16 protein-coding genes are annotated in these 13,579 nt (G+C 69.1%); 12 read left to right on the top strand and 4 right to left on the bottom strand.

What is annotated here, in order from left to right; translation table 11 throughout:
• Positions 1-19 precede the first annotated feature (19 nt).
• Positions 20-700 carry a winged helix-turn-helix transcriptional regulator gene (locus ASC59_RS08820; RefSeq protein WP_055823076.1) on the bottom strand — a complete coding sequence of 227 codons (681 nt, stop codon included), beginning with the start codon at positions 698-700 and terminating at the stop codon, positions 20-22.
• 75 nt (positions 701-775) lie between these two features.
• Between ASC59_RS08820 and ASC59_RS08815 the strand changes: the two genes are divergently transcribed.
• From ASC59_RS08815 to ASC59_RS08800, 5 genes are read left to right on the top strand one after another with little or no spacing between them, the layout of a single operon-like run.
• A complete protein-coding gene (locus ASC59_RS08815) occupies positions 776-1,060 on the top strand; it encodes a hypothetical protein (protein WP_055820990.1) in 285 nt (94 codons plus the stop codon).
• Between the two features lie 30 nt (positions 1,061-1,090).
• Positions 1,091-1,213 carry a hypothetical protein gene (locus tag ASC59_RS17710; RefSeq protein ID WP_268765480.1) on the top strand — a complete coding sequence of 41 codons (123 nt, stop codon included), beginning with the start codon at positions 1,091-1,093 and terminating at the stop codon, positions 1,211-1,213.
• A gap of 6 nt (positions 1,214-1,219) precedes the next feature.
• Positions 1,220-1,828, top strand: a complete 609-nt coding sequence (locus tag ASC59_RS08810; protein ID WP_055820987.1) for an FABP family protein — start codon at positions 1,220-1,222, stop codon at positions 1,826-1,828.
• Positions 1,829-1,833: 5 nt separating this feature from the next.
• Complete coding sequence (gene ygfZ, locus ASC59_RS08805; RefSeq protein ID WP_055823073.1) at positions 1,834-2,991, top strand: CAF17-like 4Fe-4S cluster assembly/insertion protein YgfZ; 1,158 nt, start codon at positions 1,834-1,836, stop codon at positions 2,989-2,991.
• Positions 2,991-4,058 carry an FUSC family protein gene (locus tag ASC59_RS08800; protein WP_055820984.1) on the top strand — a complete coding sequence of 356 codons (1,068 nt, stop codon included), beginning with the start codon at positions 2,991-2,993 and terminating at the stop codon, positions 4,056-4,058. The genes ygfZ and ASC59_RS08800 overlap by 1 nt, the downstream gene beginning before the upstream one ends.
• Before the next feature lie 69 nt (positions 4,059-4,127).
• On the opposite strand, the gene ASC59_RS08795 is transcribed toward ASC59_RS08800, so the two are convergent.
• Positions 4,128-4,940 carry a hypothetical protein gene (locus ASC59_RS08795; protein ID WP_055820981.1) on the bottom strand — a complete coding sequence of 271 codons (813 nt, stop codon included), beginning with the start codon at positions 4,938-4,940 and terminating at the stop codon, positions 4,128-4,130.
• A gap of 32 nt (positions 4,941-4,972) precedes the next feature.
• On the opposite strand from ASC59_RS08795, the gene ASC59_RS08790 reads away from it, so the two are divergent.
• On the top strand, positions 4,973-5,725 hold the full coding sequence (locus ASC59_RS08790; RefSeq protein WP_055820978.1) for a phosphoglyceromutase: 753 nt from the start codon (positions 4,973-4,975) through the stop codon (positions 5,723-5,725).
• Between the two features lie 122 nt (positions 5,726-5,847).
• Here the strand turns inward: ASC59_RS08790 and phoU are convergent, their stop codons facing one another.
• Positions 5,848-6,501 carry a phosphate signaling complex protein PhoU gene (gene phoU, locus ASC59_RS08785; protein WP_055820974.1) on the bottom strand — a complete coding sequence of 218 codons (654 nt, stop codon included), beginning with the start codon at positions 6,499-6,501 and terminating at the stop codon, positions 5,848-5,850.
• Positions 6,502-6,691: 190 nt separating this feature from the next.
• Here phoU and ASC59_RS08780 point away from each other — a divergent pair, with 190 nt between their 5' ends.
• Together ASC59_RS08780 and ASC59_RS08775 are read left to right on the top strand one after the other, a co-directional pair.
• Positions 6,692-7,846 carry a sensor histidine kinase gene (locus ASC59_RS08780; protein ID WP_055820970.1) on the top strand — a complete coding sequence of 385 codons (1,155 nt, stop codon included), beginning with the start codon at positions 6,692-6,694 and terminating at the stop codon, positions 7,844-7,846.
• Entirely contained in the window at positions 7,843-8,523 is a 681-nt protein-coding gene (locus ASC59_RS08775) for a response regulator transcription factor (protein ID WP_055820967.1), read from the top strand. The genes ASC59_RS08780 and ASC59_RS08775 overlap by 4 nt, the downstream gene beginning before the upstream one ends.
• Before the next feature lie 68 nt (positions 8,524-8,591).
• On the opposite strand, the gene ASC59_RS08770 is transcribed toward ASC59_RS08775, so the two are convergent.
• The gene (locus tag ASC59_RS08770; protein WP_055820964.1) at positions 8,592-9,092 is read right to left on the bottom strand and encodes a hypothetical protein; all 501 of its coding nucleotides are present in this window, start codon (positions 9,090-9,092) and stop codon (positions 8,592-8,594) included.
• A gap of 174 nt (positions 9,093-9,266) precedes the next feature.
• On the opposite strand from ASC59_RS08770, the gene ASC59_RS08765 reads away from it, so the two are divergent.
• The 4 genes from ASC59_RS08765 (at position 9,267) to rlmB (ending at position 13,554) form a co-directional block, all read left to right on the top strand.
• Positions 9,267-9,749 (top strand): CarD family transcriptional regulator, encoded by a 483-nt coding sequence (locus tag ASC59_RS08765; protein ID WP_055820959.1) that lies wholly within the window; start codon positions 9,267-9,269, stop codon positions 9,747-9,749.
• A 102-nt stretch (positions 9,750-9,851) separates the two neighbouring features.
• Positions 9,852-11,045 (top strand): 2-C-methyl-D-erythritol 4-phosphate cytidylyltransferase, encoded by a 1,194-nt coding sequence (gene ispD, locus ASC59_RS08760; protein ID WP_055820955.1) that lies wholly within the window; start codon positions 9,852-9,854, stop codon positions 11,043-11,045.
• 74 nt (positions 11,046-11,119) lie between these two features.
• Positions 11,120-12,538 (top strand): cysteine--tRNA ligase, encoded by a 1,419-nt coding sequence (gene cysS / locus ASC59_RS08755; RefSeq protein ID WP_055820953.1) that lies wholly within the window; start codon positions 11,120-11,122, stop codon positions 12,536-12,538.
• On the top strand, positions 12,535-13,554 hold the full coding sequence (gene rlmB, locus ASC59_RS08750; protein WP_055820951.1) for a 23S rRNA (guanosine(2251)-2'-O)-methyltransferase RlmB: 1,020 nt from the start codon (positions 12,535-12,537) through the stop codon (positions 13,552-13,554). The genes cysS and rlmB overlap by 4 nt, the downstream gene beginning before the upstream one ends.
• Positions 13,555-13,579 lie beyond the last annotated feature (25 nt).

Below are 13,579 nucleotides of genomic sequence, written 5' to 3'. Positions count from 1 at the left end.
GCGCAAGAGCGCGCGGAACTCAGCGACCGAGGCCTGCCGGTTCCTCGTCCTCGTGCACGTTGAACCTGTAGCCGACGTTGCGCACCGTTCCGATGAGGGACTCCAGGTCGCCGAGCTTGGCGCGCAGACGACGCACGTGCACGTCGACGGTGCGGGTGCCGCCGAAGTAGTCGTAGCCCCAGACCTCGCTGAGCAGCTGCTCGCGGGTGAAGACGCGCGACGGGTGCGTGGCCAGGAACCGCAGCAGCTCGAATTCCTTGAAGGTGAGGTCGAGCGGCTTGCCGCGAACCTTCGCCGAGTAGCTCGCCTCGTCGATGATGACGCCCGATGTCTGGATGCGGGTGTTCACCTCGGGGGCGATGCGCCCGACGGCCAGACGGATGCGGGCATCCACCTCGGCGGGCCCGGCGGACTCCACGATCACGTCGTCGACTCCCCAGTCGGGGCTGACGCCCGACAGGCCGCCCTCGGTGAGCACGAGCAGCAGCGGAACCGAGATCCCGGTCGTGCGCAGAATCTGGCAGAGGGCCTTGGCGCTGGCCAGATTCGTGCGGGCGTCGACGATCACGGCATCGGAATCGGGCGCGGTGATGAGCTGCTGCGGGTCCGCAGGGATCAGCCGCACCCGGTGGCTCAACAGCGCGAGGGCGGGGAGAACTTCATTGTTGACTGCCGACGTCAGGATCAACAATTGCGCCACGCGCATTCCTCCAGCTCGTTCGTTGCGCCATCCTATCCTGATGACGCAGCCCCATTCGCGCGCCACAATGGGACCATGACCGACACCGAAGTGCCGCTGAGTCCCGCCGTGACCTTCGCGGGCATCGTCGCCGTCTGGATCCTCGCTGTCGTCGGTGCGGTCGTGGTGCTCATCGCGGTGGAGCCCGACGAGCGCTTCGGTGGCCTCTGCCTCAGCCTCGCCGTGTGCGCCCTCGCAGCCTTCTGCGTGCAGCTCGCCACCCGTCGCCGCGACGGTTTCGTCTCGCGCGTCGTGGCGAGCTTCGTCGGCAGTGTCGTCATCACCGCCATCGCAGGCATCGTGGTCGCCGTCACGCTCTGAACCGGCCTCAGGCGGGGATAGACTCGATCCATGGCCGGCGGCGAACTCATCTTCCTCGAACTCTTCTACCTCGGACTTCTGGGCCTTGCGAGCCTCGCGATCGCGTGGATCTCCGGCGTCGTGGTCTACAAGCTCTTCCGGGGGCAGCGGTAACACCCGATGATCGAGCTGCCCGTCGAGCTTCCGGCCGAGCTGGTTCCCCTGTCGTGGCTGCTCGGGGTCTGGGAGGGCTCGGGCGTCATCGACTACACCGTCGGTGAGGCATCCGTCACCCATGAGTTCGGTCAGCGCGTGAGCTTCAGCCACGACGGACTGCCGCACCTGAACTACACCTCGTACAGCTGGCTGTTCCCGACCGAGGAGGGCGGGGAACCCACGCCGCTCGTGACCGAGACCGGCTACTGGCGCCTCAGCCGCCAGCTCGGAGACGCCGACGCCGGTCCGGCCATGCTGCCGGGCGTCGGCGAGAGCCCGTTCCGCGACGCCGAGGCCGTCGAGACCCTGCGCAACGCCGCGGGCGGTTTCGACATCGAGGTGACGCTCGTGCACCCCGGCGGCGTCGCAGAGCTCTACCTGGGCCAGGTGAAGGGCCCGCGCATCGATCTGGCGACGGATGCCGTCATGCGCACGCAGGGTGCGAAGCCGTATTCGGCTGCCACGCGCCTCTATGGGCTCGTGGATTCCCACCTGCTCTGGGCGTGGGACATCGCCGCCCTCGGCCAGGACCTGCGCACGCACTCCTCCGGCCGACTCGCGAAGGTCGAGTGACGACGATGACGGATGCCGTCTCCCCCCTGCTCTCCGTGCCCGGCGCCGTCCGCGCCGAGGGTCTCGACGAGGGTGTCGCCGCACACTACGGCAACCCGAACGTGGAGCAGCGCCGTCTCGAGGCCGGCACGGCTGTCGTCGACCTGTCGCACGCCGGCGTCGTGAGCGTGACCGGCCCCGACCGGCTGACCTGGCTCAACTCCATCTCGAGCCAGGCGCTGGACAGGCTCGCGCCGGGGGAGTCGTCCGAGACCCTCATCCTCGATCCCCAGGGCCGCATCGAATACGACGCCCACGTCTTCGACGACGGCGTCACGGCGTGGCTCCTCGTCGATCGTGTCGAGACCGCCGGCCTGTTCGGCTGGCTCGACCGCATGCGCTTCACGCTGCGCGTCGAGGTGGCGGATCGCACGGAGGAGTTCGCCACCATCGGAACGATGGCCGCGGATGCCGCATCCGTCGGCCTCGACGTCGCCGCCCCGAACGGCATCCCGCTCGTCTGGCGCGACCCGTGGGCCGAGATCGCCGTCGGCGGCTGGCAGTACGCCTCCGAGCTCGAGCACCCAGCCGGCTCCTGGTCCTTCAGCGAGGTCCTGGTTCCGCGAGCGTCGCTCGAGGGCCTCGCCGAACGCGCAGCCGGGGGAACGCCCGAGCTCGCCGGCACCCTGGCCCTCGACGCACTGCGCATCGCAGCCTGGCGTCCGCGGTTCTCGACCGAGGTCGACGAGCGCAGCATCCCGCACGAGCTCGACTGGCTGCGCAGCGCGGTGCATCTCGAGAAGGGCTGTTACCGCGGCCAGGAGACCGTGGCCAAGGTGCACAACCTCGGGCATCCTCCGCGCCGCCTCGTGATGCTGCACCTCGACGGCTCCGACACCGTCCTTCCCGTTCACGGCGACGAGGTCTTCGCCGAGAAGAAGCGCCCGGAGTCTGAGGCCGGCTGGCGTGCGGTGGGCAGCGTGACGTCCAGCGCCATCCACCACGAACTCGGGCCGATCGCGCTCGCCGTGATCCGGCGGGGCGTTCCCGTCGATGCGCCCCTCCAGGTGCACACGGCCGAGACCGGCGAGATCGTCGCCGCGGCCCAGGTCGTGGTCGTACCGCCCGAAGCCGGTGCGACGGCCGGCATCCCGCGGATGCCGCGGCTCGGCGTCCGGCGCTGATGCGCCCGCGGTTCGACACCGCGGCGGCATGGGCGCGCACGAGGGACGCCCTGCCGCCCGTCGCGCAGATCACCGTGACCGCGGTGGCGAGCTTCGCCTTCGCCCACTACGTCGTCGGGCACCAGTCGCCGCTCATCGCGGCCATCGTGGTGATCTCGGCCCTCGGCTTCGTGCGCGACGCGAGGCCGGTGCGCATCCTCGAGACCGTGCTCGGAATGACGCTCGGCATCGCACTGGCCGAGCTGCTGCTGCTCGGTTTCGGCCTCGGACTGGCCCAGTACGGTGTCGCATTGGCCCTCACGATGCTCGTGGCCCGGTTCCTGCTCCCCAACCCCGCCTTCGCCGTGGCGGCGGCCGTGCAGTGCTCCCTCGTGATGCTCTCGCCGCTGCCTGCAGGCGGTCCGTTCACCCGCACGGTCGATGCGCTCATCGGCGGCGCCTTCGCTCTGCTCGCCACCGTGCTCATCCCTCGTGATCCGGGCAAGTCGGCCACCCGCGCCGGGCTGCGGCTTCTGGCCGAGCACGACGCGATCCTGGCCGAGCTCTCCACCGCGCTGGCCGTGGGATCCGCCGCGAAAGCCGATTCGGCGCTCGTCCGGGCGCGGGCGACGCAGCCTCTGACGGATGCTTGGTCGAACGCCGTCGAATCGGGCGTCGCGATCTCGAGGCTATCGCCGTTCCTGCGCCGTCGGCGCTTCGACCTCGCCAGGCAGGCCTCGATGCAGACGGCGATCGAGCTGTGCACCCGAAGCCTGCGGGTCGTCGCCCGCCGGGCGGCCTACGTCGCCCGCGACGGCGCAGCGCGACCGGCCGTCGCGGACCTGCTGGCGCGCGTGCGGGTGAGCATCGAGCTGATCAGCGAATCGTTGACCGACGTCTCGCTGCAGCCCGTCGCTCGACAGTCGTTGGTCGAGGTGGCCCGCCACCTCGACCCGGCCGAGATGGCGCCGGAGGGCGACTTCGCCGACCGCAACCTCGTGCAGGCCATGCGGCCGTACATCGTCGACGCCCTCGCCGCCACGGGCATGAACGCCGACGCGGCGAGAGACCTGCTGCCGCGGGCCTAGCTTCCTCGGGCGTAGTGGTCGCTCCGGCTGCGTTCCGTCGCCCGATCGATCTTCGGACTCCGCCCGGATTCAGCCCGCCGGGGCCACGGCAGCCCAGTCCATGGTGAGCTCTCCGAGCCGCCAGCGCCGCACTCCTCCGCGCACCGGCCAACCGGCATCCGCCAGCATCCGGACGGCTGCGATCCACCGTTGCGACGGTCCGTAGACCGAGAGCGGGGCGTTCACGTGCCAGGCGCGGTCCAGCTCGAGCAGCAGCGTGTGGATGCGTTCCCCGGGCACGTTCCGGTGGATGAGCGCCTTCGGCAGCCGCTCGGCGACGATCGACGGGGCCTCGAGCCCCGCCAGACGCAGGCTGATCGTGAGACTGAGCGGGGCATCCGGGCTGAGGGCGACCCAGCTGCAGATGCGGCCGATCTCGTCGCACGTTCCCTCGACGAGCACGCCATCGGGCTGCAGCCTCGAGGTCATCAGCTCCCAGGCGTCGGAGACGTGGGACTCGTCGTACTGCCTCAGCACGTTGAACGCACGGATGACGGCGGGGCGCCGACGCCCAGGAAGGGGAACCTCGAATCCGCCGAGGCCGAACGACACCTTCGCGTCGGCGGCGAAGCCCGTGCTGCCGGACCTCACGACGGCGAGCTGATCGGTGGCCGTGCGCACCCGGCCGGGCTCGATCTCGAGGGCGACGACCTCCACGCCGGAACGCGCCTTCGCGAGCCTCTGGTGCAGTTCGAGAGCCGTCACACCGCTGGCTCCGTAGCCGAGGTCGACCACGAGAGGGTCGTCGGTGGTGCGGAGGACGGGCAGCTCCGCGATCCAGCGGTCGATGCGACGCAGCCGGTTGGTGTTCGTGGTGCCGCGGGTGATGGATCCGACGGGCATGCCCCCAGTATCGCAAGCGATAGATTGGAGCCATGACTGCGCCTTACACCCTCATCCTGTTGCGCCACGGAAACAGCGACTGGAACCAGAAGAACCTGTTCACCGGATGGGTCGACGTCCGCCTCTCGGATCAGGGCCGCGCGGAGGCCAAGCGCGCCGGCGAGCTGCTCGCCGAATCCGGCCTCCTGCCCGACGTGCTCCACACCTCGGTGCTCACCCGTGCCATCCAGACGGCTGACATCGCGCTCGAGGAGGCCGACCGCCTCTGGATCGACGTGAGGCGCTCCTGGCGGCTGAATGAGCGTCACTACGGAGCCCTCCAGGGCCTCGACAAGGCCGAGACCCTCGAGAAGTACGGCCCCGAGCAGTTCCAGCTCTGGCGCCGCTCGTTCGACGTTCCGCCGCCCGTGCTGGCAGACGACGCCGAGTACTCGCAGGTCGGCGACCCCCGCTACGCGAACCTCCCCGATGCCGACCTCCCGCGCACCGAATGCCTGAAGGACGTCATCGAGCGGATGCTGCCCTACTGGGAGTCCGACATCTCGGTCGACCTCAAGGAGGGCAAGACCGTGCTCGTCACCGCTCACGGCAACTCGCTGCGCGCGCTCGTCAAGCACCTCGACGGCATCTCGGACGACGACATCGCCGAGCTCAACATCCCCACCGGCATCCCGCTGGTCTACCGCCTCGACGAGAACCTCGCGCCGATCGGCGCCGGAGAGTACCTCGACCCCGAGGCCGCGGCAGCGGGCGCGGCCGCCGTCGCAGCGCAGGGCAAGAAGTAGCACCCTCGAAACCACGAAGCGAGGAACTTCTCCCGAATCACGGCATCCGGTCTCCGGAATCCGTGGTTCTGGCGAGAAGTTCCTCGCTTTTCAGTTCGCGCGGGACGCGCGCCGAGCTCCGATCAGGCGCTCTCGGGCACCCATTCGCCCGTGGCCAGGTACTGCACCTTCTTGGCGATCGCAACGGCGTGGTCCGCGAACCGCTCGTGGTAGCGGCTGGCCAGCGTCGCGTCGACGGTGTCGACGGTCTCGCCCTTCCACTTCTCACCGAGCACCTTGTCGAAGACGCTGAGGTGCAGGGCGTCGATCTTGTCGTCGTCGTTGCGGATGGTCTCGGCGAGCTCGACCTCCTGCGAGCTGAGCAGCTCGGTGAGCTTGCGGGCGATCTCGACATCGAGGCGACCCATCTCGGCGAAGGTCGGGCGCAGGCTCTTCGGAACGACCTTGTCGGGGAACCTGTAGCGGGCGAGCTGGGCGATGTGCGTCGCGAGGTCGCCCATCCGCTCGAGCGACGCGCTGATGCGCAGCGCGCTCACCACGATGCGCAGGTCGCGGGCGACCGGGTTCTGGCGGGCCAGGATCGTGATGGCCAGCTCGTCGAGGGCGACGGCCAGTTCGTCGATGCGAGCGTCATCCTCGATGCACTCCTCGGCGAGGGTGACATCGGACTCGTTGAACGCCCGCGTCGCCTTGTCGATCGACTTCGCCACGAGTTCTGAGATCTCGACGAGGCGATCCTGAACCTCTCGGAGTTCCAGCTGGAATACTTCGCGCACGTGTGAATCCTCTTGTCGTTCGAAGCGCACGCAGGAATGCATGCGGGTAGACGGAGCCCGCGTGGCCCCACCCCATCGTTGCGAGACAAGGTTAACGGCGGGTGCCGCAGGTTTGAACATTCCCTGAAGTAGACCTCCGGCACGACGGATGCGGCGGTCGGGTGCTCGATGGAGACATTACTCTGATGCCATGGATACCACCTGGTTGGTGCTGTTGTCCCTGGCACTCGGGTTGGTGGTGGGCGGTGGCTTCATCGCGCTCCTGCACGTCGCCGAGCGGCGCGGAACGCATGCCGCAACAGTGGTCAACCCGTCGGTGCCCGACGGCATCGCCGAGGTCATCGACGCGCTGGAGAGTCCGGCCGTCGTCGTGGATCCCTCGAACAACGTGCTCGCGTCCTCGCACGCTGCACTCACCCTCGGACTGGTCCGCCTCGATGCCCTGGTGCATCCGGAGCTCATCGAGATCGTCGCCCGCGTACGCCGCACGGGGGAACCCGTCGCCGAGCAGCTCACGATCGCCCGCAGCCGTTTCGGTGAGTCGAACATCCTGCTCGACGTCCGTGCCGCCCGCCTCGGTTCTCGCTATGTGCTCCTCCTGGGGGACGACCTCACGGACTCCCAGCGGCTCGACGAGGTGCGCCGCGACTTCATCGCGAACATCTCGCATGAGCTGAAGACCCCCATAGCGTCGGTGGGCCTGCTCGCCGAGGCCATCGACATGGCCGCGGACGAGCCGGCCCAGGTGCGCCGCTTCACCCACCGGCTCACCCAGGAGGCGGCGAGGCTCGCACGCATCACGCAGGACATCATCGACCTCTCCAGGCTGCAATCGCAGGACGTGCTGGCGAAGCCCGACCTCGTCTCGGTCGACGAGATCGTGGCGGCCGCCGTCGACCAGAACCGCGTCGTGGCCGAGGCTCGGGACATCGCACTGGCCGTGCGCAACAAGAGCAGGGCTGAAGTGCTCGGCGACGAATCGCTGCTCGTCATGGCCGTGAACAACCTCATCGCGAACGCCATCAACTACTCGCTGCCTGGCACTCGAGTGGGCGTCGGCGTCAAGAGCACCGACGGAGCCGTCGAGATCGCCGTCACCGACCAGGGCGTCGGGATCCCGGAGGAAGACCTCGACCGGGTCTTCGAGCGCTTCTTCCGCGTCGACGAGGCGCGCTCCCGCAACACCGGCGGCACCGGTCTCGGCCTCAGCATCGTCAAGCACGCCGTGCAGAACCACGGCGGCGATGTGCGCGTCTGGTCGCAGTCCGGGCGCGGCTCCACCTTCACCATCCGTCTCCCCGAAGCACCGATCGACGCCGTCAAGGCTGAAAAGGACCCCCAGTGACACGCATCCTCCTGGTCGAAGACGAGACCGCCCTGAGCGAACCGCTCGCCTTCCTGCTCGAGCGCGAGGGCTACGACGTGACCGTCGCGGGCGACGGGCCGAGTGCCCTGACCGAGTTCGACCGCACGGGTGCAGACCTCATCCTGCTCGACCTCATGCTGCCCGGTCTCTCCGGCACCGAGGTGTGCCGGGAGATCCGCACCCGGTCGAGCGTCCCGATCATCATGCTGACGGCCAAGGACTCCGAGGTCGACATCGTCGTGGGACTGGAGCTGGGCGCAGACGACTACGTCACCAAGCCGTACTCGACCCGGGAGCTGCTCGCCCGCATCCGCGCCATCCTGCGCCGCCACACCGACGACGACCGCGACGAGGGCACGCTGCTCGAGGCCGGGAGCGTTCGGATGGACATCGAGCGGCACACCGTGGCCGTCGACGGCGTCGTCACGCCGATGCCGCTCAAGGAGTTCGAGCTGCTCGAGTTCCTGCTGCGCAACGCCGGCAGGGTGCTGACTCGCGGCCAGCTCATCGACAGGGTGTGGGGGAGCGACTACTTCGGCGACACCAAGACGCTCGACGTGCACATCAAGCGCATCCGTTCGCGTATCGAGAAGACGCCGTCGGAGCCGCGGATGCTGGTCACAGTGCGCGGGCTCGGCTACCGCTTCGAGGAGTAGGGGCAACGCCTCTGCAATGAAGAACGCCCGCACCTCGATGAGGTGCGGGCGTTCTCGATCGGTGCAGGCTACTGAGCGGTGACCGCGCCGACGATGACGTCGATCGGCAGCAGGTCGGAGTACTCGGGAAGGCCGCCGTCGAGCACGGGGACCTGCAGGTCCTCGCCCTGCTCGTCGCCGTACTGGAAGTACACGTCGAGCAGCGAGCCGGGCTGGGCGTCGAGGTCGCGCAGCAGCACCTGCTCACCGTCGGCGGGTCCGAAGATCGTGGTCTTGTTGGCCGGGGCTTCGATCGTGACGGTCTTCTTGCCGCTCGACGACTCGTGCTGCACGGTGATCTCGACGTCCTCGGAGCCCGAGTTCACGATGGTCGTGACGAGGTTGCCGAGCTTGCCCTTGTCGGTCACGACGACGGCGTTGCGGATGCCGATCTCGCCGATATCGCCGCTCACGCCGTCGCTGGCGAAGTAGTGGTACGTCGTCGCCTGCGGCGCGGTCAGGTTGCAGCCGGCGGTGCCGACGATGATCGCAGCCGCAACGATGACGGATGACGCGATACGGCCTCTCACAGTGCCCTCCCAAGCTCTGCGCCTCCGCGACGGGAACCCGTGCCGGGCGCGATGAAATCCGGTGTCGAGCCTAGCGCACGCGCGGTCTCGGGGGCGCGCGATGCGCTGGCGGAGGCGAACCTTACCACCATGCAGCCTGTGGTATTCTGTAGGTTGCTGAAGGGACATATATTCATGCTTTTCGAGGTCGGCGAAACCGTCGTTTACCCGCATCATGGTGCGGCAACCATCACCGAAGTCAAGACCAGGATCATCAAGGGCGAAGAGAAGGTCTACCTCAAGCTGAACGTCACGCAGGGCGATCTCACGATCGAAGTGCCTGCTGAGAACGTCGATCTCGTCGGCGTGCGCGACGTCATCGGACGGGAGGGCCTCGACCGTGTGTTCGAGGTGCTGCGTGCCCCGTTCACTGAGGAACCCACCAACTGGTCGCGTCGTTACAAGGCCAACCTCGAGAAGCTCGCTTCTGGAGACGTCATCAAGGTGTCCGAGGTCGTCCGCGACCTCTGGCGCCGCGATCAGGACCGCGGCCTCTCGGCCGGCGAAAAGCGCATGCTCGCCAAGGCCCGTCAGATCCTCATCTCCGAGCTCGCGCTCGCCGAGAAGACCGACGAGGAGAAGGCCTCCACCGTGCTCGACGAGGTTCTCGCCTCGTAGCCGGTCAGCCACGATCATCCGAGACGCGCCTCCCCGGCAGGGGAGGCGCGTTTCGCATTCCCGGGGGACGGCTGCCGGCGGTCCACGCGATAACCTCGGCTCATGACTGAAACGCCTCCGGATGTCGCCGTCATCGTGGTCGCCGCAGGCAGCGGCACCCGACTCGGACTCGGGATGCCGAAGGCGTTCGCCGAGCTCGCCGGTCGTCCGCTGCTCGCACACGCGCTGAGTGCGGTGTTCGGCATCGCGGAGCCCGTGCAGGTCGTCGTCGTCGCTCCGGCCGACAGCATCGAGCAGGCGCGTTCCATCGCGGTGGGAGTCGCCGGACCGGCATCCGACCACCTGAGCCTGGTGGCCGGCGGGGCGACAAGGCAGGAGTCCGTCGCCGCCGGGCTCGGCGTCGTCGCCGAGTCGGTGCGGGTCGTGCTGGTGCACGACGCGGCCCGTGCGCTCACCCCGACGCGCCAGCACGAGGCCGTGATCGCCGCAGTGCGAGCCACGGGGGCTGGTTCCATCCCGGGTCTTCCCGTCGCCGACACCATCAAGCGGATCGACGCCGGCGGGCGCATCCTCGAGACCGTCGACAGGGCGCACCTCTCGGCCGTTCAGACGCCGCAGGGCTTCCCCAGGGCGCAACTCGACGCCGCCTACGCCGATGCCGCAGACGATCACACCGACGACGCCGCGCTGGTGGCTGCGGCTGGGGGAGAGGTGCTCGCCATCGCCGGCGACCCTCTCGCCTTCAAGGTGACGACGGCGTGGGACCTCGCCCGGGCCGAGCAGCTGGTGGCGGATGCCGCCCCGACGAGTGCCGCGGCGTCAGGGTTCCGCATCGGAACCGGAACCGACGTGCACGCGTTCAGCGACGACCCGTCGGAGGAACTCTGGCTGGTGGGACTGCACTGGCCGGGCCAGGTCGGCCTCTCCGGGCACAGCGACGGCGACGCGGCCAGTCACGCCATCTGCGACGCGCTGCTCGCCGCTGCCGGCCTCGGCGACGTGGGAGCCGTGTTCGGCACGGCCGACCCCGCACTGTCCGGGGCCCACGGAGCCCTCTTCCTCGCCGAGGCGCGGCGCCTGGTCGAGGAGGCCGGGTTCGGGATCGGCAACGTGTCGGTGCAGGTGCTCGGCAATCGCCCCAAGCTGGCCCCGCGCCGAGCCGAGGCCGAGGCCGTGCTGAGTGCTGCACTCGGTGCTCCGGTGAGCGTCTCGGCCACCACGACCGACGGGCTCGGGTTCACGGGCAGGGGCGAGGGCATCGCCGCCGTGGCCACGGCGCTGCTGACGCTGCGCTGAACGGCAGTGCCGACTGGCCGCTGATCCGGCCGCTGATCGGGGCGAGACGCGTCGCCGCCGCTAGTCTGGATCCCGTGACAGTGCGCCTCTACGACTCGAAGACCCAGTCGCTCCGCGACTTCGTTCCCCTTGTTCCCGGACGCGTCGGCATCTACGTCTGCGGGCCGACAGTGCAGTCGAGTCCGCACATCGGTCACCTGCGCAGCGCGCTGGTCTACGACATCCTGCGGCGCTGGCTCGACCACCGCGGCAACGACGTCACCTTCGTGCGCAACGTCACCGACATCGACGACAAGATCCTGGCCGGGGTCGCCGACTCGGCAGAGGAGTGGTGGGCGCTCGCCTACAGGGTGGAGCTCGAGTTCACCGCCGGCTACAGCAGGCTGGGCATCCTGCCTCCGACCTACGAACCGCGGGCGACGGCATCCGTCGACCGGATGCAGCGCCTCATCGCCGACCTCATCGAACGCGGCCATGCGTACGCCGCCGCCGACGGAACCGGCGACGTGTACTTCGACACCGCGAGCTGGCCCGCGTACGGGGAGCTGACCCGTCAGAACCGCGACAACATGGAGCCGGCGACGGATGCCGACCCCCGAGGCAAGCGCGACCCCCGCGACTTCGCGCTATGGAAGGGCGCGAAGGAGACCGAACCGGCGTCGGCCCAGTGGCCGTCGCCCTGGGGAGACGGCCGCCCCGGCTGGCACATCGAGTGCTCGGCCATGTCGGAGCGCTACCTCGGCGACGCCTTCGACATCCATGGCGGCGGTCTCGACCTGCGCTTCCCGCACCACGAGAACGAGCTGGCCCAGTCGACGGCCGCCGGCCGCCCGTTCGCGAGCTACTGGGTGCACAACGGGCTCGTGAACGTGGCCGGCCAGAAGATGTCGAAGTCTCTCGGCAACTCCGTGTTCGCCTCCGAGCTGCTCGAGGCCGCGACCCCGCTCGCGGTGCGCTACCTGCTCGGCCAGGCCCACTACAGGTCGACGCTCGATTACAGCCCGGCCGGACTCGCGGAGGCCCAGTCGGCCGTCGACCGCATCAGCGGGTTCCTCGACCGGGCCGCGCGCCGGCTGGCAGACACCCGCTTCGCGGCGACCGGGGCGATCCAGGTTCCCGATGCCTTCACCGAGGCGATGGATGACGACCTCGCCGTGCCGCAGGCCCTCGCCGTGCTGCACGACACCGTGAGGTCGGGCAACGCCGCGCTCGACGCGGAGGATCTCGCCGCCGCGGCATCCGCCCACGGATCCGTGCTGGCCATGGTGCGTGTCCTCGGCATCGATCCGGGAGCGCCGGAATGGGCCAAATCCGGCGATGCGGCGTCGGAGCAGGCACTTGCTATGCTGGTAGGTCGCCTTCTCGTCGATCGATCCGACGCACGTTCGGAAAAGGACTGGGCGACAGCTGATCGCATCCGCGCGGAGCTCTCTGCGGCGGGCATCACCATCGAAGACACCCCGACGGGTGCGCATTGGAGTCTTGAATCATGAAGTCGAGTAGCGGCAAGTCGCGCGCAGGCGCGGTACGCAAGGGCAAGAAGGGTCCCCAGGTCGGCTCCGGCGGCCAGGGCCGACAGGCCCTCGAGGGCAAGAAGCCCACGCCCAAGGCCGAGGACCGCCCGTACCACCCCGCCGGAAAGCGCAAGGCGGCGCAGGAGCGCTACACGGCAGCCGGCGGCAAGAACTCATCGAGCGGCCGCACGGCAGCCAACGGTCGACCAGACACCCGCTCGCAGGGACGCACGAAGCCGAAGAGCGAAGAGGCCGAGATCGTCACCGGTCGCAACAGCGTCGTCGAGGCCCTGCGCGCGAAGATCCCCGCATCGGCCCTCTACGTCGCCGCTCGCGTCGAGATGGACGAGCGCGTGAAGGAGATCCTCTCGATCGCCAACCACCGTGACATCCCGATCCTCGAGGTCATGCGTCCCGAGCTCGACCGTCTCGCCGGGCGCGACGCGGTTCACCAGGGCGTGGCCATCAAGGTCCCGCCATACGAGTACCCGCACCCCGTGGACCTCCTCGAGGAGGTCATCGGCCGCGGCCAGACGCCCCTGTTCGTGGCGCTCGACGGCATCACCGACCCGCGGAACCTGGGTGCGATCATCCGCTCGACCGCCGCTTTCGGCGGTCACGGCGTGATCGTTCCCGCCCGCCGCTCCGTGGGACTGACGGCATCGGCCTGGAAGACGTCGGCCGGCGCTGCAGCGCGCACCCCTGTCGCGATGGCTCCGAACCTCACCGCCGTGCTCAAGGCGTTCAAGGATGCCGGTGTGTTCGTGCTCGGTCTCGACGGCGGCGGCGATCTCTCGCTCCCCGGGCTCGAGCTGGCCGATCGCCCCGTCGTGATCGTGGTCGGCAGCGAGGGCAAGGGCCTGTCGCGACTGGTCACCGAGACGTGCGACGCCGTCGTGTCGATCCCGATCAGCTCGGCGACGGAGTCGCTGAACGCCGGTATCGCCGCATCCGTGACCCTGTACGAGATCTCGAAGCTGCGCGCCGAACGCTGACGTCCGGCCTGAGCTGAGGAGTCAC

The organism is Leifsonia sp. Root1293, from assembly GCF_001425325.1.
Taxonomy (GTDB): domain Bacteria; phylum Actinomycetota; class Actinomycetes; order Actinomycetales; family Microbacteriaceae; genus Orlajensenia.
The sequence above is the reverse complement of the archived record's forward strand: the minus strand, read 5'-3'. Positions and strand labels throughout refer to the sequence as shown.